The sequence below is a fragment of the Bacillus sp. ABA4_010 genome (assembly GCF_056159105.1).
In genome coordinates, this window is the sequence record NZ_JBSWUN010000003.1 from 581,365 (window position 1) to 600,126 (window position 18,762).

The 18,762-nt window shown below is 39.9% G+C and carries 19 protein-coding genes and 1 riboswitch; of the genes, 16 read left to right on the forward strand and 3 right to left on the reverse strand.

Annotated elements, in window-relative coordinates:
* Window positions 1–199 precede the first annotated feature (199 nt).
* The 3 genes from sigX to ACXAEO_RS04160 all read left to right on the forward strand — a co-directional run bounded on the left by sigX (window position 200) and on the right by ACXAEO_RS04160 (window position 2,664).
* Window positions 200–748 carry an RNA polymerase sigma factor SigX gene (gene sigX / locus ACXAEO_RS04150; RefSeq protein WP_474878317.1) on the forward strand — a complete coding sequence of 183 codons (549 nt, stop codon included), beginning with the start codon at window positions 200–202 and terminating at the stop codon, window positions 746–748.
* Window positions 732–1,850: a GerMN domain-containing protein gene (locus ACXAEO_RS04155; protein WP_474878319.1), complete on the forward strand. Its 1,119-nt coding sequence runs from the start codon at window positions 732–734 to the stop codon at window positions 1,848–1,850. Before sigX ends, ACXAEO_RS04155 begins: the two co-directional genes overlap by 17 nt.
* A 103-nt stretch (window positions 1,851–1,953) precedes the next feature.
* Window positions 1,954–2,664, forward strand: coding sequence for a peptidoglycan DD-metalloendopeptidase family protein (locus tag ACXAEO_RS04160; RefSeq protein WP_474878321.1), 711 nt, complete (start codon window positions 1,954–1,956; stop codon window positions 2,662–2,664).
* Between the two features lie 137 nt (window positions 2,665–2,801).
* Here ACXAEO_RS04160 and serA read toward each other — a convergent pair whose 3' ends face one another.
* A complete protein-coding gene (serA, locus tag ACXAEO_RS04165) occupies window positions 2,802–4,394 on the reverse strand; it encodes a phosphoglycerate dehydrogenase (RefSeq protein WP_474878323.1) in 1,593 nt (530 codons plus the stop codon).
* 214 nt (window positions 4,395–4,608) lie between these two features.
* A riboswitch (FMN riboswitch) is annotated at window positions 4,609–4,745 on the forward strand.
* A gap of 156 nt (window positions 4,746–4,901) precedes the next feature.
* Between serA and ACXAEO_RS04170 the strand changes: the two genes are divergently transcribed.
* Complete coding sequence (locus ACXAEO_RS04170) at window positions 4,902–5,477, forward strand: ECF transporter S component (RefSeq protein ID WP_474878325.1); 576 nt, start codon at window positions 4,902–4,904, stop codon at window positions 5,475–5,477.
* Between the two features lie 138 nt (window positions 5,478–5,615).
* On the opposite strand, the gene ACXAEO_RS04175 is transcribed toward ACXAEO_RS04170, so the two are convergent.
* Window positions 5,616–5,864 (reverse strand): ferredoxin, encoded by a 249-nt coding sequence (locus ACXAEO_RS04175; RefSeq protein WP_474878328.1) that lies wholly within the window; start codon window positions 5,862–5,864, stop codon window positions 5,616–5,618.
* 308 nt (window positions 5,865–6,172) lie between these two features.
* Between ACXAEO_RS04175 and ACXAEO_RS04180 the strand changes: the two genes are divergently transcribed.
* From ACXAEO_RS04180 to ACXAEO_RS04230, 11 genes are all read left to right on the forward strand, one after another.
* Entirely contained in the window at window positions 6,173–7,222 is a 1,050-nt protein-coding gene (locus ACXAEO_RS04180; RefSeq protein ID WP_474878330.1) for a YpbB family protein, read from the forward strand.
* A gap of 142 nt (window positions 7,223–7,364) precedes the next feature.
* Window positions 7,365–8,897: a RecQ family ATP-dependent DNA helicase gene (locus ACXAEO_RS04185; RefSeq protein WP_474878333.1), complete on the forward strand. Its 1,533-nt coding sequence runs from the start codon at window positions 7,365–7,367 to the stop codon at window positions 8,895–8,897.
* A 6-nt stretch (window positions 8,898–8,903) separates the two neighbouring features.
* Complete coding sequence (locus ACXAEO_RS04190) at window positions 8,904–9,530, forward strand: lysostaphin resistance A-like protein (RefSeq protein ID WP_474878335.1); 627 nt, start codon at window positions 8,904–8,906, stop codon at window positions 9,528–9,530.
* Window positions 9,505–10,149, forward strand: coding sequence for a LysM peptidoglycan-binding domain-containing protein (locus ACXAEO_RS04195; protein ID WP_474878337.1), 645 nt, complete (start codon window positions 9,505–9,507; stop codon window positions 10,147–10,149). The genes ACXAEO_RS04190 and ACXAEO_RS04195 overlap by 26 nt, the downstream gene beginning before the upstream one ends.
* 126 nt (window positions 10,150–10,275) lie before the next feature.
* Window positions 10,276–10,734, forward strand: coding sequence for a DUF2663 family protein (locus ACXAEO_RS04200; protein WP_474878339.1), 459 nt, complete (start codon window positions 10,276–10,278; stop codon window positions 10,732–10,734).
* 66 nt (window positions 10,735–10,800) lie between these two features.
* A complete protein-coding gene (locus tag ACXAEO_RS04205; protein WP_474878341.1) occupies window positions 10,801–11,196 on the forward strand; it encodes a hypothetical protein in 396 nt (131 codons plus the stop codon).
* Between the two features lie 21 nt (window positions 11,197–11,217).
* Complete coding sequence (locus ACXAEO_RS04210; RefSeq protein ID WP_474878344.1) at window positions 11,218–11,985, forward strand: metallophosphoesterase; 768 nt, start codon at window positions 11,218–11,220, stop codon at window positions 11,983–11,985.
* A 142-nt stretch (window positions 11,986–12,127) separates the two neighbouring features.
* Complete coding sequence (locus tag ACXAEO_RS04215) at window positions 12,128–13,048, forward strand: MerR family transcriptional regulator (RefSeq protein WP_474878346.1); 921 nt, start codon at window positions 12,128–12,130, stop codon at window positions 13,046–13,048.
* A gap of 119 nt (window positions 13,049–13,167) precedes the next feature.
* Window positions 13,168–13,764, forward strand: coding sequence for a genetic competence negative regulator (locus ACXAEO_RS04220; RefSeq protein ID WP_474878349.1), 597 nt, complete (start codon window positions 13,168–13,170; stop codon window positions 13,762–13,764).
* Between the two features lie 361 nt (window positions 13,765–14,125).
* Window positions 14,126–15,406 (forward strand): Glu/Leu/Phe/Val family dehydrogenase, encoded by a 1,281-nt coding sequence (locus ACXAEO_RS04225; protein WP_474878351.1) that lies wholly within the window; start codon window positions 14,126–14,128, stop codon window positions 15,404–15,406.
* Window positions 15,407–15,621: 215 nt separating this feature from the next.
* The gene (locus ACXAEO_RS04230) at window positions 15,622–16,599 is read left to right on the forward strand and encodes a YpdA family putative bacillithiol disulfide reductase (RefSeq protein ID WP_474878354.1); all 978 of its coding nucleotides are present in this window, start codon (window positions 15,622–15,624) and stop codon (window positions 16,597–16,599) included.
* 62 nt (window positions 16,600–16,661) lie between these two features.
* Here the strand turns inward: ACXAEO_RS04230 and ACXAEO_RS04235 are convergent, their stop codons facing one another.
* Window positions 16,662–17,633, reverse strand: coding sequence for an asparaginase (locus tag ACXAEO_RS04235; protein WP_474878356.1), 972 nt, complete (start codon window positions 17,631–17,633; stop codon window positions 16,662–16,664).
* A gap of 110 nt (window positions 17,634–17,743) precedes the next feature.
* On the opposite strand from ACXAEO_RS04235, the gene prsW reads away from it, so the two are divergent.
* Window positions 17,744–18,382, forward strand: coding sequence for a glutamic-type intramembrane protease PrsW (gene prsW, locus ACXAEO_RS04240; protein ID WP_474878358.1), 639 nt, complete (start codon window positions 17,744–17,746; stop codon window positions 18,380–18,382).
* The last annotated feature ends 380 nt before the right edge of the window (window positions 18,383–18,762 follow it).

Genomic DNA, 18,762 nt, shown 5'->3' on the forward strand with positions numbered 1-18,762 from the left:
GTAAACCAAGAAAAAGGGTTGACGGTCCATTTTACAATTAATCGGACTGGATTGCTTATTTATTAGAGTGAAGAGAGTTGAATGAGCGAATATTTGGAGAGCGGAAAGCTTTCTTTTATGGTCTGTTTTATTTATCCGTTAGTCCTGACTTAAAGATGGTCATTCGGAAGAAAATATATGAGGAGTGGGAGGGAAAAACGTGGATGCAGTCTTTCAGCAGTTTTATGAAAAATACCATCAAGACTTATTTCAGTTCTTGTTGTATATGGTGCGGAATCGTGAACTGGCAGAAGATCTTGTACAGGAAGTGTATATTCGTGTCTTAAAATCCCACGATCAGTTTGAAGGGAAAAGTCAGGAGAAAACATGGTTGTTCTCTATTGCTAGAAACACAGCGATTGATCATTTCCGAAAACAAAAAAGTTGGAAGCAAAAAGTGCTGAATGTATTTGATTGGAATAAAACACCTTTAATTGACAATATGCCGCTTCCAGAAGAAGTGGCTGTACAAAAAGAAGAAATTCAAAATATCTATATGTGTTTGGACAAATGCACCATCGATCAGCGTGCCGTTATCATCTTGCGGTATTTTCATTCTCTGTCGATTGCCGAAACAGCGCAAATTCTTGGCTGGACAGAGAGCAAAGTGAAAACAACTCAACATCGTGCCATTCAAGCGTTGAGGAAAAAAATGATAAAACTGTCATCGAGAAGAGGAGGCGGGAGTCAAAATGAGACAGTGGGATGAAAAGCAGGTTGAAGAATTGCTTACCGCGATGCCTAAAATTCACGATAATCGTTCTATGGAAGAAGTATATCAATGTGTGAAGCGGCATAAAAACAAGAGCGAGAGGAAGTCAGTTAAACATTGGATGCTGCCAGGGCTGGCATCGGTAGCTGCCCTTTTACTTTTAATTGTATTAACGCTTCCTATGTTGCCGCTTCAACAGCAAGAAAAGCTAGGGCAGGATTCTAATCAGCTCGCGCTGGAAGATGAGTTGAATGCAACTGTGCCGCAAGAAAGTGCCAAACCGGAACTATCCGTGAAACCTTCGCTTTTAAAGGCAGAAGGGAAAAATTATATGACAGTCGCAGCCCCGAATCGCAACGTCCAGTTTGTCGTTCCGCTAACGTATATCGTCAATCGAGAGTCGGAAACGCCTATGCAAACACTCCAAGCAGTAGCCCGTGAGGCAAATGAGGAAAAGCTTGGTCTTGAGAGGAATATTATTCAAGATTTGCATGTAACGAACAGCGCCTCACAAATAACCGTAGACGTAAAAGAAAATCATCCGTACGGGAATGGTTCGGCATCGGAAAGGATGTTTCTCCACTCGTTAACGGAAACTTTCCGCTGGCTTTCGTATGATGAAATCCATCTGACGACCAATGGTAAAAAAGGCATGATAATGGGACATGCAGGAGAATTAACCACCCTTTCTCTAAACGCTTTTTTGAAAAAGGGGTATTTACTTTATCAATCGGAGCAACATCGTCCGCTACTGCTTGTTCCGACGGAAAAATCTTATCCATCTGTTGAAGAGGCCGTAGAAGCGATGAAAAAAGATAATGAAGTATACGAGCTGCGCGCTTCCATTCCAGCCGATGTAGAAATTGAAAAGATTGAGTCAAACAAATCGAGGTTGATTATACGTTTTTCAAAACAGACAAAGCTTCGCAATGAACAAAGTCATATATATATGCTCCATGCAATCTTGTTGACCGCTCGTGAATTTGGCTATTCATCGGTTCAATTTGAAGCAGGGATTTCCGGGAAAATAGGAGATATTGTATTAAGAGAGCCGCAAGTTGTTCCTGTCGCCCCGAATGTCGTGAGTGAACAAAAGTAAGAAGAAGGGAAAGACTTTTTAGGTCTTTCCATTTTTTAGGTCTATAAAATGACAGAAATGCGTAAAGTATATGTATGTACAAAACATACATAGGAGGAACAAAATGGTTGACTTTGTAAGACGTATTTTAGTTGTGGTCATTATGGCGTTATGCATAGGACTGCTATTTGTGAGCGGAAAAATGGCAAAAGCGGAAGGGACGGAGAGTTGGGAGTGGCCGGTTGAAGGAAAGATGACAGATGTATTCGGCTCTCGGAATGAACAGCATTATGGGATTGATATTGCGGCCGAAATCGGTGAGGAAGTTCGCGCAGTGCACGAAGGAGTCGTATCGCGTTCTTACTTTTCTGATACATATGGACACGTAATATTTATTAAACAAACGAACGGTTATGAAACCGTTTATGCTCATTTGCATAAGCGGTTTGTTTTTGAAGGAGAAAAAGTACAAGCTCTTCAAGAAATTGGACAAGTAGGAAATACAGGAAGGTCATCGGGGGCGCACCTTCATTTTGAAGTACATAAAGATGCGTGGAATATTGAAAAAACGAATGCGTTAAATCCATTATTGGTCCTGGATCCAACTCACCTTCACGCCTATCTTGATGATCAATCGATCACGAGGGAAGTGTTTAATCAAATAGAACAAAGTCCTGCTGAAGAGAAAGTTGAAAAGATAATTGAACAAGGAGAAACTCTTTGGGGGCTTGCTATGGAGTATGATGTGACGGTAAATCAGCTCAAAGCGTGGAATAATTTAAAGAACGAACGTATTTATGCTGGACAAACTCTCGTCGTTCATGGGAAGAAATAGTCACTTCATGCAAATGGAGAGAGGAAACAAAGTGGACCATTTACGAAGGCTTTTCGTAAGTGGTCCACTTTGCTTGAAACAGAAAGATAGTTATTTTTTCTAAAGTCTTTGCGAGTTGCTAACAGCTTTTTAGGGGTTCAGTTCTCCATTAGCTGTGATAAATCAATTTTATGAACTCGGACGATATCACTGATTTTTTGTAAAGTGGCTAGAATGGTATCATCCACTTGTTTGTCAAACGACAGCATCATAATGGCTTCTCCACCTTTTTGCTTTCGGCCTACTTGCATAGTGGCAATGTTGATGCCATGATCACCGAGCACTTTGCCTACGTTTCCGATTACTCCAGGTTGATCTGTATGCAGGATGTAGAGCAGATGACCTTCTGGATAAAAATCAATATCAAACGATTGTAGGTTGACGATTCGTGGGCCATATCCGTCAACATATGTGCCGGTAATTGTAAAAGAGTTGTAATCGCCTGTAACCGTCACTTCAATGATATTGGCATATCCATGTGTTTCAGCGGAAATCTTTTCACCGAAGGCAATTCCTCGTTGTTTAGCAATCATGGAAGCATTTACTTCATTCACAGGATGGTCGACGCGCGATTTTAAAAAACCAGCCAATACTCCTCGGGTAATATAGCTTGTTTCCAAATCAGCAACTGTTCCGGCATATGTAACAGCTATTTCCTGAACCGGCTCCCTTAAACATTGTGAGATAATCGAGCCCATTTGTTTCGTAAGAATCGTAAACGGATAAACTTTTTCAAATCCTTCTTTTGAAATCGCAGGTAAGTTAATGGAAGAACTAACCGGTTTTCCTTCGAGAAATTGCAATACTTCCAGTGCGACATCTTCTGCTACATTGAGCTGAGCTTCTTTTGTCGACGCGCCGAGATGAGGTGTTGTAATCACTTGATTCAGCTGAAGTAATTCGTGATTGACTGGCGGTTCGGTTTCAAATACGTCAAGAGCTGCGCCTTTTACGTGGTTCGTCTTCACATAATGGACGAGTGCTTCTTCATCAATGATGCCTCCACGGGCACAATTTAATAAATAGACGCCTTTTTTCGTTTTAGCAAGTGTTTCATGATTCAACAAACCTTTTGTTTCTTTGGTAAGAGGTGTGTGAACGGTGATGATATCTGCTGCGGCTAATAATTCGTCTAATGATACGGGGTTTACTCCGAGCTTTTCCGCTCTCGTTGAGGTAAGAAATGGATCAAACACGCAAACTTTCATTCCAAATGCTTTTGCTCGCTTCGCAATTTCTGAACCGATACGGCCAAATCCGATAATTCCAAGCTGTTTGTTATAGAGTTCTGTCCCGACAAAAGCGGATCGATTCCATTCTCTTGATTTCACAGAAATATTGGCTTGAGGAATATGACGAACAAGACTTGCCATCATGGCAAACGTATGCTCTGCGGTGGAGATTGTATTTCCGTTTGGAGCATTAATGACGACGATGCCTAATTTGGTGGCGGCATCAGTATCGATATTGTCCACCCCAACACCGGCGCGCCCGACAATTTTTAAATTTTTCATTTTCTGTAACAATGTTTCAGTTACTTGAGTAGCACTTCGAACGAGCAGGGCATCGTATGTGTGAAGAGAAACCTCCACTTCGGTTGTCTTCTTTTGAATGATTTCGATATTCTTAGCATTTAACAACGGAGCCAACCCTTCACTGCTAATGGTATCAGCAACAAGAATGCGATACATCGTACCCTCTCCCTTATGCGATGAAATATGTGATAATTTAACACGGGTTAAAAAGTCTGTCAATAAAATTTACAAAACATTTAGAATTTTATAGGTATCTCTCTTTATTGCTTTCAACTTTTGAACATGAACGATCCGAATAGTCCGTAAGAGGTGTTTTTCGTTTACTTTTAATTCAAGATAAGTTATAATCAAGTACGACAATAATATTATGGTCTATCTTCGGGGCAGGGTGAGATTCCCGACCGGCGGTGATAAGCATAATGCTTTAAGCCCGCGAGCCGCCTTTTGGCAGCAGGATTTGGTGAGATTCCAAAGCCGACAGTACAGTCTGGATGGGAGAAGATGGAGGTTCAAACATTCAAAAAATGCTATATATTGAATGTTTCTTTGAGCATGCTTCCAATCTCCCTCATCTATTCTAGTAGATGCAGGGAGTTTTTTATGGGCATGTTTTTGAACCTATCCTCTTTTCGAGAGATGGATCGAAAAAAGGAGAGAGAAACGATGAGTCGAATGAACAACACAAAAAAATTAGTAACATTGGGGATGCTAAGCAGTATTTCGTATGTGCTGATGATGCTGAATTTTCCGCTTCCAGGTTTGCCACCATTTTTAAAAATTGATTTCAGTGAAGTACCTGCACTAATCGCCGCTATCATTTATGGACCGGTTGCAGGAATCATTGTTGAAGCAATTAAAAATTTCTTGCATTATTTGATTCAAGGAAGCATGACTGGCGTGCCTGTTGGGCAGTTAGCTAATTTTGTAGCCGGTCTTTTATATATCCTTCCTGTTGCTTATTTGTTCCGTAAGTTCCGTACCGCTAAAGGGATGACTTGGGGACTTGTCGCAGGAACAATGGTTATGACATTGTTAATGAGCGTGACCAATTATTATGTATGGCTGCCTGCATATACACTGTTTTTACAGGCACCAGCTTTATCTGGAGAAGATGCTCGACAACTGATTGTTACAGGCATTATGCCGTTTAATATGATTAAAGGGATTTTAACAGGTGTTATTTTTGCATTGCTATTTACGAAAATGAAAAGATGGATAGCTGACCAAACTGCATACTAATGACGGTTCGGTGGTGAGAGGGCATGGGGATAATCCTGTGCCCTTTTTGTTTCCGCAAGTTTAAGGAGAAAGAGTAAATAATAACGAAAAAGAAAAGCGATTCCGCTTTTGAAGGGAATCGCTTTTACAAACGAAAAACTATTCGAATTTCAGTGCGTCACCGTCAAATGATTCGTCAGCTACTTTAATAGAGTCAGTCGGACAGCCTTCTTGAGCGTCCATCATGTCATCTAATAAAACATCAGGAACTTCCACGATTCCTTGGTTATCGTCTAAAGTTACGAATGCGATGCCTTCATCGTCGTAATCGTAAATATCTGGTGCAGCTGCACCACATGCACCACATGCAATACAAGTTTCTTTGTCAACAATTGTGTACTTTGGCATAACAAGACCTCCCATAAAATTCGCGCATCGAATATTCATATAAACGTTTGATGTAGCGAGCTAAATATATGTTCTTGTATTATTTTAAAACTGTTTTTGTAACATTTCAATAGAAAAGTCAATGATAATGATTCTTAAGGAAAGGCGTTTCGTTATATTGATACCCGTTATTGAAAACAAATAAACGCAGAAAAAACACTTGAGTCGCTTCTTTTGGTAAAATCAAAAGAAATGATTCATTAAAAATACAGGTAGATTACGCTTTCTAGTGAATACCTCAGCTTGTTCAGCAAGGAGGAAAAAAGAGAATGGACTATTTATCGGTAGTGATCTTATATGCACTGAACGCCTTTAAAGGAGATCGAACGGCATATGCTGTTTATCACTTACTGGCAGGGAAGAGATCGGCTCAAACCATTCAAGATGGGAAGCTTTATGGATTGTCTTTTCTGTTTAGAAGCTTTCCACACGTAAAAAAAGATACGTTTTCTCAATATGTGCAGCAACTAGCAAAGAAAGAATTCATACAAGAAAAAGATCAAGATAAATGGACTGTGACAGAAGAGGGAACCGTGTATTTACAGGAACAATTGGGCCGTTTTCCGTTTCCCCCTTCTTTAGATGGATGGCGGTATATGAGTATCAGTACGCCATTTTTTATCCGCCTTAATTTATTAATTCAAACGCTATCCCATCTCGTTTATCATGAGCCATATTTCCTTCCTGTATCCCAAGATGTGAAAGTTCAAGGTTGGATGAAGCACTTCTTAAAGCGTCGGCAAGGTTCAAGGGAAGAATTGGCGAAACAGCTGTATACAGAACTTTATGCCTGTCTAGAGCAAGTTGGTTCAATTGATGCAGATATCTTTCTGCTTCAGTTTTCCGGCTTTCAACGAGCGGGCCTTACGAAAAGGCAAATAGCAGAACATTATAAAATGGACGAGCATCGGGTACATTTTGTTCAACTAGGTGTGTTGCATAAGTGTTTAGAGCAAATTATAGGGGATGCAAGCGCATTTCCTTTACTAAATAGCCTGATTCCAGAATGGAATTCCACCATCTCTTTAACGGCTTCCACAACAAAAACAGCCCACTTACTGAAAATGGGGAAAACAGTCGATGAGGTGATGAGAATTCGACGATTGAAAAGAAGTACCATTGAAGATCACCTTGTTGAATTGGCGTTATTTGTTCCAGATTTTCCTATTGATGACTATGTACCAAAGCCAATTCAACAGCAAATTATGTCAGTAGTAAAAACGCTGGAAACCAATAAACTGAAAAGCATTAAAGAGAAAGTGGAGGACCATATTACCTATTTTCATATTCGTGTCGTCATGGCAAAATATTTTGGTTGAAGTCTAAATTCCTTTGCTATCCATCTTTCATGGTTAGAAGTATAATGAGAAGGAATGGAAAAGATTGTTTGAGGAAGAATGACGAAACGGCATTTTTCCTTTTCAATACCGGTTCGTTTCATGTGAGAAAGGTGGTGGCAATTTGAGTATTGAAGTCATTTTAAGACAGAGGTTTGGTCACAAACATTTTCGATTAGGACAACGAGAAGTCATTGAAGCTATCTTAAGGGGAGAGCATGTTATAACGGTTCTGCCGACAGGTACAGGGAAATCACTATGCTATCAATTGCCAGCCTATGTTCAAAATCGACCTGTGCTAGTTGTGTCCCCTCTTCTTTCGCTTATGGAAGATCAAGTTCAGCAGTTAAAAGCGAAAGGAGAAAAGAGGGTAGTCGCATTAAATAGCTTTTTATCAAGAAGTGATAAACAGCAAGTTCTTCAACAATTGGGAGAATACCGGTTCATTTATGCCTCGCCGGAAATTTTGCAAAATCCTTTTGTTATTGAAGCGTTAAAAAAAGTAAACATCGGCCTATTTGTAGTGGACGAAGCGCATTGTATTTCCCAATGGGGACATGATTTCCGTCTCGACTATTTAAATCTTGGAGACGTGTGGATGGCGTTAAACAAGCCGACATGCTTGGCATTGACAGCAACCGCTACAGAAGAAGTTCTTCAAGATATTATCACACAACTAAAGCTGACGAATGTCCGCAAACTTGTTTATTCTGTTGATCGACCGAATATTGCGCTGCAAATTCAAAAAGCAGATGACATTACGCATAAAAAGGAACTCGTTTTAGAATATGTCAAGACTTTGAAAAAGCCAGGGATTATTTACTGTTCAAGCAGGTTATGGAGCGAAGCCCTTAGCTTATTTTTAAAGGAAAATGGCATTCATAATACGGCATATTATCACGGAGGGATGGAGCAAGATCAGCGCATGTTAATTCAGCATCAATTTCTGCAAAACCAACTTGACGTGATATGTTGTACGAGCGCATTTGGAATGGGAGTGGATAAGCCAAATATTCGATTTGTCATCCATTTTCATATGCCGACACAGCTAGAATCGTATTTGCAGGAAGTTGGCCGCGCTGGCCGTGATGGACAGGGCAGTATTGCCGTTTGGTTATATCATGAGAATGATGATGAATTAGCGTATTCTTTAATGGAGATGGAATTACCCCATCCTGATGTAATCAAATCCGTGCTAGTCGATTTGAAAAATTTCGCAAAAACTTCTGGTGAGATGAATGAACTTACCTTGTTGGAACAATATTTTTTACAGACAGCAAGGGTCGATGAGGTTCATTGGCGTTTTATTCGGCATCATTTGGAAAAGAATGGTGTCATTGTCCAAACGGTAGTTAATACGGACTTTGACTTCGATAAGTTGTATCGTGCTATTACAGGTGTAGCTGTTCAACGAACGAAGGGGAAATATGAAAAATTTCAGGCTGTAAAACATGTCGCGGGACAGACAGGCTGTCGTCGTGAAAAGATTTTAGCTTATTTTGGCCAGACGCTCGACCAAAAGGTGGTTAACTGCTGTGATCAATGCGGCATTGAACTTGAACATTATGCTGGAGGTGCGATGGAACAAAGTGAGCATCATTGGAGATTTAAAGGCTGGAAGGAAGAATTGGCTTCTCTTCTTCGTCAAGGTGAATAGAAAGATATGCTGAAAAATCAAAAAGAACTTATTCAAAATTTAACAGATCGCGAATTGTTGTTGAACTTATATATGACACAGGGGATTTTACTCATTGTCGCTTTAGGACTTGGCATTTGGCAATATGATTCCGTCTCAGAGTTTGCGCGTATATGGAAGTGGGATCCGCTTTCTATACTAGTTGTAGGAGGAGCAAGTGGGGTTGTAGTGGTGCTTCTTGACCTAGCATTGATGAAAAAGGTACCTGCGGAATGGTATGACGATGGAGGTATAAATGAGCGGGTTTTTCGCCATCTTTCTTTTTTTCATTTATTGATTTTATGCTTAATCATTTCGTTTACGGAAGAAGTACTGTTTCGTGGAGTGCTGCAAGTGCATGTCGGTCTTTTTTGGGCAAGTGTAATTTTTGCATTTGTGCATATTCGTTATTTGTCCCGGCTGTTTCTGCTTGTATCTGTCGTTATTTTAAGTTTTTTTCTAGGTTTCCTTTTTTTATGGACGGATAATTTGGCTGTGACAATGACAGCCCATTTTCTTATTGATTTTCTTTTGGCCTTACATATTAATCGTCAAGCCAAACAGAATGATAGCATCAGAGGTGATGATAATGGAACATCGCATGGACCAGCATAAGCCGGAGTTTTTTGAAAAAGGGTCCGTAGAAGACGGGAACAAGCTTCCTCCTCGAAGCAAGACACGTCAAGAAAAAAGAAAGAAAAAGAAAGAAAAATATAAATGGAAATATCCGCTTATTAGTGCTTTATCCATTTTCTTCATTTCTTTACCGGCAGTCGCTTATTTCTCGTATAAGCATTATGCAGAAAATCAAGCTTCCTTTTTAACGGTGGAGAAAAAAGAAGAGACTGGTTATGAAGTGGTGGATTTCGCAGAACCGATTAAAGCGGCCGAAGAAAAAGAGGACGTGAGAGAAATAGAGCAAAGTGATGTGACGACGCTTCCTGCGGAAACTAAAGAAACGGAAGATGACTCACTGCAAGAGCTTCCCTCTAACTCGGAAAATACAGATGCTCCAACAGAAGGAGAAAAGAAACAAACGACATCGGAGGAGACACCTCAAATTATTCAGCATACGGTACAGCCAAATGAAACGTTGTTCAGTATCGCCATGCACTATTATGGTGATGTTAAAGGAACAAAAACCATTCGGGAATGGAATAACTTAGAGAACGGTCAATTGAAGCAAGGGCAAGTGCTGAATATCCCTCTTGAACTTTCTGCAGCGGCAAATTAAGTTTCATAATGATTGAGACAACCTCATATGCTGTGCTATAGAGGTTCGCCTTAATCAATTTGATACAATCTTGATTCAGACAACTTGAGTTTCTAGATTAATTTATAGATGTGCGGGGGTGAAGGGATGGACAGTCGGATTCAACAGTTAAACGGATTGACGGATGAAGCGACAAAACACATGCTGCAAAGCGTGATTGATAAAAAAGGAAAGCTGGATCAAATTCATCAAAAAGAACGGCGAATATGGCGACTGCTGGTCGGGTGTTTAGCGTTGCTATGTTCATACATTCTTTTTTCGTTCCAGCAACTGCCATTCGTGACATATCAAACTGTGTTGGCGTTTCTTCTTTCCAGCTTCTATCATCTTCTCATTATTATGACTGTTTTTTCGTTATATTATTACTTGCTGCAAATTAGGAAGAAAAGTGAAAAAACAGAAAAGGAGTTTCATGACCTTCGTTGTGAAGTGATTCAGAAAAGCCCTCAATTATGGGGGGATCCACAAAAGTGGGAAGCAAGACAACAAGTATTCAGCCTAATGAAAAAAGAATATGATATTAACCTTTATTATGAAAATAAGTGACCGTCATATTCATACATGAAACCCTCTTTCTCTTCATACATCTGTATAAAGGAAAGGGGGTTTCTCATGCTCAAGAAGTTTTTACAGTTGATTGGAGGAACGGCCAGCGGCTATGCATTTATTCATTGGCTTCCTTTTGCTAAGCCAATGTCTGTGTCGAAAATGATTTTAGCGCTTGTTATGGACCCATGGCATTATTTTATCGCCATGGTCGCTTTCTTTTTTTCATTTTTGCTTCATTCTGTCCTCATCAAATCATTGATGGAAGAGACTTATTTATTCATTAAAAAGAAAAAGGTGCATTGGAAAGAGGTGTTGATTGCGTGCGGTACAATCGGTAGCTTTTTCTTTTTAATGCAGGAAGGTGAGTGGCAAGCGATGCTCATATTATGTTTTTCAGTTGTTTATGGTATGATTTCAGTAGATTTAAGAAGAGAACATGTCATAGATACACATTATTAGCAATAGATTAAAGGAGATTGTATGCAATTGTTCATAGTATTATTTTTGCTGTTTTTAAGTTTCATGGCATACATGTATGCACAAGCTTATAAAAATAAGGTTGTTCGGCAACACCTTTCATTCAAAGAATTTCCTTCTTCCTTCAAAGAAGTTCGTTTATTCTTCATTTCAGATATTCATCGCCGCCGTATTTCTGAAAGGTTAATTGAACAAGTGGAAGATCACATTGATTTGGTTATCATTGGCGGTGATTTAATGGAAAGAGGCGTGCCATTTGAAAGGGTACGAGAGAATATTCGAATGCTAAAAAAGCTGGGGCCTGTCTACTTTGTTTGGGGCAATAATGATTATGAAGTCGATGTTCATGAACTGGATGCGCTTCTGCTAGAAGAGAATGTAAAGGTGCTAAATAATACATCTGCTTTGTTTGAGTCTGAAGAGGGAGAGCAGCTTGAACTGCTTGGTGTAGATGATGTGTCGAAAAAAAGGGCCCACCTTCATTTAGCTTTAATGGATAGCCGAAAAGAAAGCTTTAAAATTCTTGTTTCTCATAATCCGTCGGTACATAAAAAGATAAAGAAAGAAGATAATATTTCACTTATGCTAAGCGGTCATACGCACGGAGGACAAATCCGCTTATTTGGTTTTGGACCTTATGAAAAGGGTGGACTGAAAGTGTTGGATCATACAACACTATTTGTAAGCAACGGTTATGGTACGACAGGTGTTCCTTTACGACTTGGGGCTCCTGCTGAAACGCACGTTATCGTCATCTCTGGCGGTCAGTAACTGAACAAATCTTGTCAGGATAGAACCTTCTTTTCATTTCGCCATTCCCTCCGTAAGCATATACAGATTTTACATAAAAGTTGCAGTATCCTATAATCTTTATAGCGAACAATATGCAATTTAGTACAGCTGGAGGGTACACATGGCTTCTCAAGAAGGTAAATATAATATTAAAGCGATTTCCAATTTGATTGGCATTCAACCAGGGACGCTTAGAGCATGGGAAAGACGTTACCAAATATTAAGTCCCGTGCGTAACGAATCAGGGCATCGTTTATATACAGAACAAGATTTAAAATCATTAAGATGGCTGGCGGAGAAAGTGGAGCAAGGGTTTACGATTAGTCAGGCAGTCGCTCTTTTGGAGAGTGAGACGACCACTATTCAACAAACAGAAGATGAGGATAGCGCTGATTCGCCTAAAAAGATTAGAGACGAATTGCTTCGGTTATTATTGTCCTTTCAAGAGAGAAAGGTGCAAGAATTGATGAACCAGGCGTTCAGTTTATATTCGGTCGAAAAGGTTGTTATTGACATTTTAGGTTCTATTCTTGTGACAATTGGTGACTTATGGGAGAAAGGGAAAATTACAACCGCTCACGAACACTATGCAACTCAGCTGCTTCGCACTCGCATTAGTATGATTATGCATTCTTTGCCATCAAACGGTATGCTTCCAAAAGTGATTGCTGTTTGTGGGCCTAATGAAAACCATGAAGGCGGACTGCTCATTTTTACGCTGTTTTTAAGAAGGAAAGGTTTTGAAGTTATTTATTTAGGGACAAGTATCGCAGAGGAAGACATTCAGCTCATTGTCGATGAGGTAAAGCCAGGCTTTTTATTTATGTCTTGTTCCCTTCAAGAAAACGTGGAAAAAACGGTAGAAATTGCGCAACACGTCGAAGCACTGCATCCAGCTGTCAAAGTCGGATTAGGTGGAAGTGCCTTTACGTATATGACACCACGAGATAAGGAAAACATTGACCGCTTTCTGCTCGGAAGCACGAAAGAGCAATGGAATAAATGGTTAAATGAGAAATTGGGAGAATTTGAAGGCCAATAGTTGTCTTTTCAAAAGGAAACAGGTAAACTCGTAGTAAATATAAGAACCATATTCGATCTTTGTCATACAATGAAGTATCTAGGGTCAGCGATGATGGTTGCAAGCGGGGAGGGTGAAAAATGAGGCTGGAACGTTTAAACTATAATAAAATCAAAATCTTTTTAACGTTCGATGACTTAACGGAACGAGGATTGACAAAAGAAGATTTATGGAGAAACTCGTTTAAGGTACAGCAGCTTTTTCGAGAAATGATTGAACAGGCGTCTGATGAGCTTGGATTTGAGCCTACCCACTCTTTATCTGTTGAAGTATTTTCCTTGCAAGCACAAGGAATGGTGGTTATCTTAACGACTAAGAACGAAGAAACAGAAGAACTAGATGACGAATACATGGATGATTACATTGAAATGCAGGTTACATTGGATGAGAGTGCAGATGTGTTTTTTGAATTTTATTCGTTCGAGCATATTATTCAATTGGCTCATCGACTTTCCTCGTTACAAGTAAATGGAGGAACGTTATATTCCTTCAACGATCGTTTCTATTTGTTAATTGATGGTGGTACAGATGATGTTGAAGATATGGAAAACCTCATTGCATTGCTCGCCGAATATGGAAATCCTGCGACCATAACGAAGCATCGTGTTCACGAATATGGCAAGATGTTAATGGAGTCGAATGCGTTAACCTTTATTCAACAAACGTTTCCGTTATAATAACTAGGACATCCGGCATGTCGTTCGCCGGTTGTCCTTTTTCTATTAGATTACTTGAGTCTAAAGAATTATAGAAATCTGTTTATCACTGACGCCACTTTTTAGGGGGATGAGAAGTTGCATGGTGTCGGAAGAAGACAGCAAGCGGAGGCTGTGTAGTGCTGAATAGAATAAAGGGAGAAGGGAACAGTACAGTCATATAAGTCGGAATACTTCTTTGTTGAAAACGATTTCTCAAAAGTGAAGGAAAAGCTCAGGAAACTAAAAATTTCCCTTTGCATAAATTATGGAAAGGTGTATACTATGTCATGAAAGAAGCACCATTCATTACATTACTTGAACGATTTTAGGAGGTTTACAGATGGTAGCCGACAATAATCAAAACCAGCAACAGACAAATGAAGTCAAACATGATGTTCTAAAGTCAACGCAAACTGTTATACATAGAGCGTTAGAGAAATTAGGCTATCCAGAGGAAGTCTATGAATTATTAAAAGAGCCAATTCGGATGATGACAGTTAAAATTCCAGTTCGTATGGACGATGGAGTCGTTAAAATTTTTACAGGATATAGAGCACAGCATAATGATGCAGTAGGTCCTACAAAAGGTGGAATTCGCTTTCACCCGAATGTAACAGAACGTGAAGTTAAAGCGCTTTCAATTTGGATGAGTTTAAAATGCGGCATTGTTGATTTACCATATGGCGGAGGAAAAGGTGGAATCATTTGTGATCCTCGCAATATGTCATTTGGGGAATTGGAACGTTTAAGCCGCGGATATGTAAGAGCAATTAGTCAGATTGTTGGACCAACAAAAGATATTCCTGCTCCGGATGTCTTTACAAATTCTCAAATTATGGCGTGGATGATGGACGAGTATAGTCATATTGACGAGTTTAATTCACCAGGATTTATTACAGGAAAGCCTCTTGTGTTAGGAGGCTCGCACGGCCGGGAGACGGCTACAGCGAAAGGGGTTACCATTTGTATTCGTGAAGCGGCGAAAAAGAAGGGGATCAAGCTTGAGGGAGCGCGAGTTGTCGTACAAGGTTTTGGAAACGCGGGCAGCTTTTTAGCGAAATTTATGCATGATGCTGGGGCGAAAGTTGTTGGTATTTCGGATGCGTATGGCGCACTGCATGACCCGAATGGTTTAGACATTGATTATTTACTTGATCGACGTGACAGTTTTGGAACGGTTACAAAGCTGTTTAATGATACAATTAGCAATAAAGAATTACTGGAGCTTGATTGTGATATTTTAGTGCCAGCTGCGATTGAAAATCAAATTACTGAAGAAAATGCTCATAACATTCGAGCGAGTATTGTGGTAGAAGCGGCCAACGGACCGACAACATTAGAAGCCACACAAATTTTGACAGAACGTGGTATTTTGCTTGTGCCAGATGTGTTGGCAAGTGCCGGTGGTGTTACCGTTTCTTATTTTGAATGGGTGCAAAATAACCAAGGCTACTATTGGACGGAAGAGGAAGTCGAAGAAAAGCTGGAAAAAGTAATGGTAAAATCGTTTAACAGTATTTACGAAACAGCTCAAACACGTAAAGTAGATATGCGTTTATCCGCTTATATGGTCGGAGTGCGCAAAATGGCAGAGGCTTCTAGATTCCGAGGATGGATTTGATTTTTTAGATGAAAAAAGAGTGGTAGAGGAAATATGCTCTATCACTCTTTTTCGTTGTGTACATGTTAGGCGATGTAGAAATAACTAATAGTGAACCTTTTGGTTGCAAGCGTTTTATGCCAGCTTCTTTTCATTCCGTGTTAGAATTAAAGTGTAAGAACATGTTATGATGATAAGGAAAGCGTGTTGTTCGTTTTAAAGGAGTGACATAATTAATGATCGAAGAACAAGTAGTGATTATCGGTGGGGGGCCGTGTGGACTCGCTGCCTCCATCGCTTTAAAAGAGATTGGAATAGATGCTCTTATTATTGAGAAAGGCAACATTGTCAATGCCATCTACCATTATCCAACACACCAAACTTTTTTCAGCTCAAGTGAGAAATTAGAAATTGGAGATGTCGCGTTCATTACTGAAAATCGGAAGCCTGCCCGAAATCAAGCCTTATCGTATTATCGTGAAGTCGCGAAGAGAAAAAACGTGAGGGTTCAGGCGTTTGAAAAAGTAAACAGTGTTGAAAAGCAACAAGACGGAGGGTTTGTAGTCACCACTTCTAAGGGGCGATACAAAGCGAAGTTTGTTATTGTGGCGACGGGCTATTACGATCACCCTAATTATATGAATGTACCTGGAGAGGATTTGCCGAAGGTGTCACATTATTTTAAAGAAGCACATCCTTATTTTGATAAAGATGTTGTCGTGATTGGCGGGAAAAATTCGAGCGTTGATGCGGCGCTTGAACTTGTCAAAGCTGGTGCAAGGGTAACGGTACTATATCGAGGAGCAGAGTATTCTCCAAGTATTAAGCCGTGGATTTTGCCGGAATTTGAAGCACTTGTACGAAGTGGCATCATCTCGATGGAATTTGAAGCAACAGTCAAGAAAATTACAGAACATAGTGTTGTTTTTGTCAAAAATGGCGAAGAGAAAACCATTGCGAACGATTTTGTATTTGCAATGACGGGTTATCATCCTGATCATCAATTTCTTCGAGCAATGGGAGTAGCCATCGATGACGAGACAGGCCGACCTGTTTATGACTTAGAAACGATGGAAACAAATGAAGCGGGTATTTTTATCGCAGGCGTTATTGCTGCGGGGAACAATGCGAATGAAATTTTCATTGAAAATGGCCGGTTTCATGGCGGCATGATTGCTAAGCGAATCAACGCTCTTTTGCATCAACAACAATAAAACAAACAAGCCTTGCCAATCGGCAAGGCTTGTTTGTTTTGCTGATTCTCTTGGTCATGTATTTAGCGAGCAAACATTTGCTGAAGCTGCTGGTTATCTGTGGTCACTTCTAGTGCCGCTAACAACTTAAGGCGGGCTTTTTGCCCGTTTAAGCCATTCGAAAAGATCACCCCGAGTTCTTTCAAATGCTTGCCGCCGCCGTCATATCCATAAATGTCTTGGGCAATGCCATTAAAGCAGCGAGAAACGAGTACGATAGGGACACCTCTTTCAATAAGCCGTTCAATAGCGGGTACGGTTTTAGGTGGGAGATTTCCTTGCCCTAACGCTTCCACGACAAGTCCGTCGAACGATATTTGATCGAGGGCAGTAAAAATATGTTCATCCATTCCCGCATAAGCTTTTAAAAGCAAAACCTGTTTTGAGATTTTTTCAATATCATAATGATGGCGATCTGTTGGAATATGGTGAAAGAAAACTCCGCGCTTTGTCACAAGTCCAATCGGTCCATATTGGGGACTTTGGAAGGTGGCCACATTGCTGGTATGAGTTTTTGTGACGTTTTCAGCTGTATGAATTTCATCATTCATAACCACTAGGACTCCTTTTCCTCTTGCTTCTTCGCTTGCGGCCGTTTTTAAGGCTGATATTAAATTATACGGGCCGTCAGAGCCAACTTCGTTGCTAGAGCGCATAGCTCCTGTTAAAACAATGGGTACATCAGTATGAATGGTCAAATCGAGAAAATAGGCTGTTTCTTCTAATGTATCGGTTCCGTGTGTAATGACGACTCCGTCAATGGAGCTTTCTTTTATTTTTTGTTTAATTTTTCTCATTAAAGTTAACATTTCGTTTTGAGTCATGTGAGGAGAAGGAAGATGGAAAACTTGTTCTGTAATCATATGAATCGATTGGTCCAATTGGAGTGGTGCAGACACTAACGGATTCGTTGAATCAGGTTTGACTGCTCCGGTTTTTTCATCCTCCTTCATTGAAATGGTACCGCCAGTGTGAAGAAGATAGATGGTTTTCATAAATTCCCTCCATTATGATGAAATATGTAGCATGTTCCAAATGATTTATGTAGATTTCTATAACAATAACATGATACGATTAGAGAAAACAAAGGAAATGAGGCGCGACTATGCTAGCAATCATTTCTGCGGGAATAGCTCCTAGCCTAGCGCTCCTGAGTTATTTCTATTTGAAAGATGAGTATGAGACAGAGCCGATATCGGTGGTGCTGAAAACCTTCATTTTCGGGGCAATGTTAGTGCTCCCGATCATGTTTATCCAATATGTGTTAACAGAAGAAAATGTATGGACGTCTCCGTTTGTGCAGGCGTTTTTGGCATCTAGTTTATTGGAAGAGTTTTTTAAATGGTTCATTTTGTTCTTTGCTGTTTATACACATATGGAATTTGATGAACATTATGACGGCATCGTCTATGGGGCAGCCGTCTCGCTAGGATTTGCCACCATTGAAAATATTTTTTACTTGTTTGCTAATGGTCTTCATACTGCGTTTGGAAGAGCGATGCTTCCGGTTTCGAGTCATGCCTTGTTTGGAGTCATTATGGGCTATTACTTTGGAAAAGGCAAGTTTTCGGCGGGGAGCGAGAAAATAAAATGGATTTCTTATGCTTTAGCCGTCCCGTTCTTACTGCACGGTATCTATGATTATATTTTAATTAAGATGGACCATTGGACCATCTGGATGATTCCATTTATGATTTATTTATGGTGGCTCGGTTTACGGAAAGTCAAAAAGGCTAAAAGCTGATAACGGGTTTCTTAAAGTTAAAAAGCACATAAAGGAACGGTTGGTATGGCGAGTTTTTTTCATTCTCCACTTACCTTTCTTTAATCATTCCATATTTGGAAGTGGAGTTGTACTACCTGTTAATGCAGGATAAATGAACATTTTGGAGCTGATTTGAAAGCATGCTTTCGAATCAGCTTTTTTATTTGGCGAAGAGGTGTATAAACACGAGAGAATATGTGTCGATGAAATGAAAGGAAAAAACTTTCCTTTCATTTCATCGACATTGTATAAAATAACAGTCTTTACAAAAAATACTCCTATCATAATCACGAATGGTATAGGGGGTTATTATATGCGATGGTTCAAAAGGAAACAATTTCTTTATGTACTATGCAGCT

Bases quoted from the DNA above. Each gene is read 5' to 3' on its own strand.
- ACXAEO_RS04155 (WP_474878319.1), top strand. From the start codon at position 732: ATGAGACAGTGGGATGAAAAGCAGGTTGAAGAATTGCTTACCGCGATG.
- ACXAEO_RS04160 (WP_474878321.1), top strand. From the start codon at position 1,954: ATGGTTGACTTTGTAAGACGTATTTTAGTTGTGGTCATTATGGCGTTA.
- serA (WP_474878323.1), bottom strand. From the start codon at position 4,394: ATGTATCGCATTCTTGTTGCTGATACCATTAGCAGTGAAGGGTTGGCT.
- ACXAEO_RS04170 (WP_474878325.1), top strand. From the start codon at position 4,902: ATGAGTCGAATGAACAACACAAAAAAATTAGTAACATTGGGGATGCTA.
- ACXAEO_RS04175 (WP_474878328.1), bottom strand. From the start codon at position 5,864: ATGCCAAAGTACACAATTGTTGACAAAGAAACTTGTATTGCATGTGGT.
- ACXAEO_RS04180 (WP_474878330.1), top strand. From the start codon at position 6,173: ATGGACTATTTATCGGTAGTGATCTTATATGCACTGAACGCCTTTAAA.
- ACXAEO_RS04190 (WP_474878335.1), top strand. From the start codon at position 8,904: ATGCTGAAAAATCAAAAAGAACTTATTCAAAATTTAACAGATCGCGAA.
- ACXAEO_RS04195 (WP_474878337.1), top strand. From the start codon at position 9,505: ATGGAACATCGCATGGACCAGCATAAGCCGGAGTTTTTTGAAAAAGGG.
- ACXAEO_RS04200 (WP_474878339.1), top strand. From the start codon at position 10,276: ATGGACAGTCGGATTCAACAGTTAAACGGATTGACGGATGAAGCGACA.
- ACXAEO_RS04205 (WP_474878341.1), top strand. From the start codon at position 10,801: ATGCTCAAGAAGTTTTTACAGTTGATTGGAGGAACGGCCAGCGGCTAT.
- ACXAEO_RS04210 (WP_474878344.1), top strand. From the start codon at position 11,218: ATGCAATTGTTCATAGTATTATTTTTGCTGTTTTTAAGTTTCATGGCA.
- ACXAEO_RS04215 (WP_474878346.1), top strand. From the start codon at position 12,128: ATGGCTTCTCAAGAAGGTAAATATAATATTAAAGCGATTTCCAATTTG.
- ACXAEO_RS04220 (WP_474878349.1), top strand. From the start codon at position 13,168: ATGAGGCTGGAACGTTTAAACTATAATAAAATCAAAATCTTTTTAACG.
- ACXAEO_RS04225 (WP_474878351.1), top strand. From the start codon at position 14,126: ATGGTAGCCGACAATAATCAAAACCAGCAACAGACAAATGAAGTCAAA.
- ACXAEO_RS04230 (WP_474878354.1), top strand. From the start codon at position 15,622: ATGATCGAAGAACAAGTAGTGATTATCGGTGGGGGGCCGTGTGGACTC.
- ACXAEO_RS04235 (WP_474878356.1), bottom strand. From the start codon at position 17,633: ATGAAAACCATCTATCTTCTTCACACTGGCGGTACCATTTCAATGAAG.
- prsW (WP_474878358.1), top strand. From the start codon at position 17,744: ATGCTAGCAATCATTTCTGCGGGAATAGCTCCTAGCCTAGCGCTCCTG.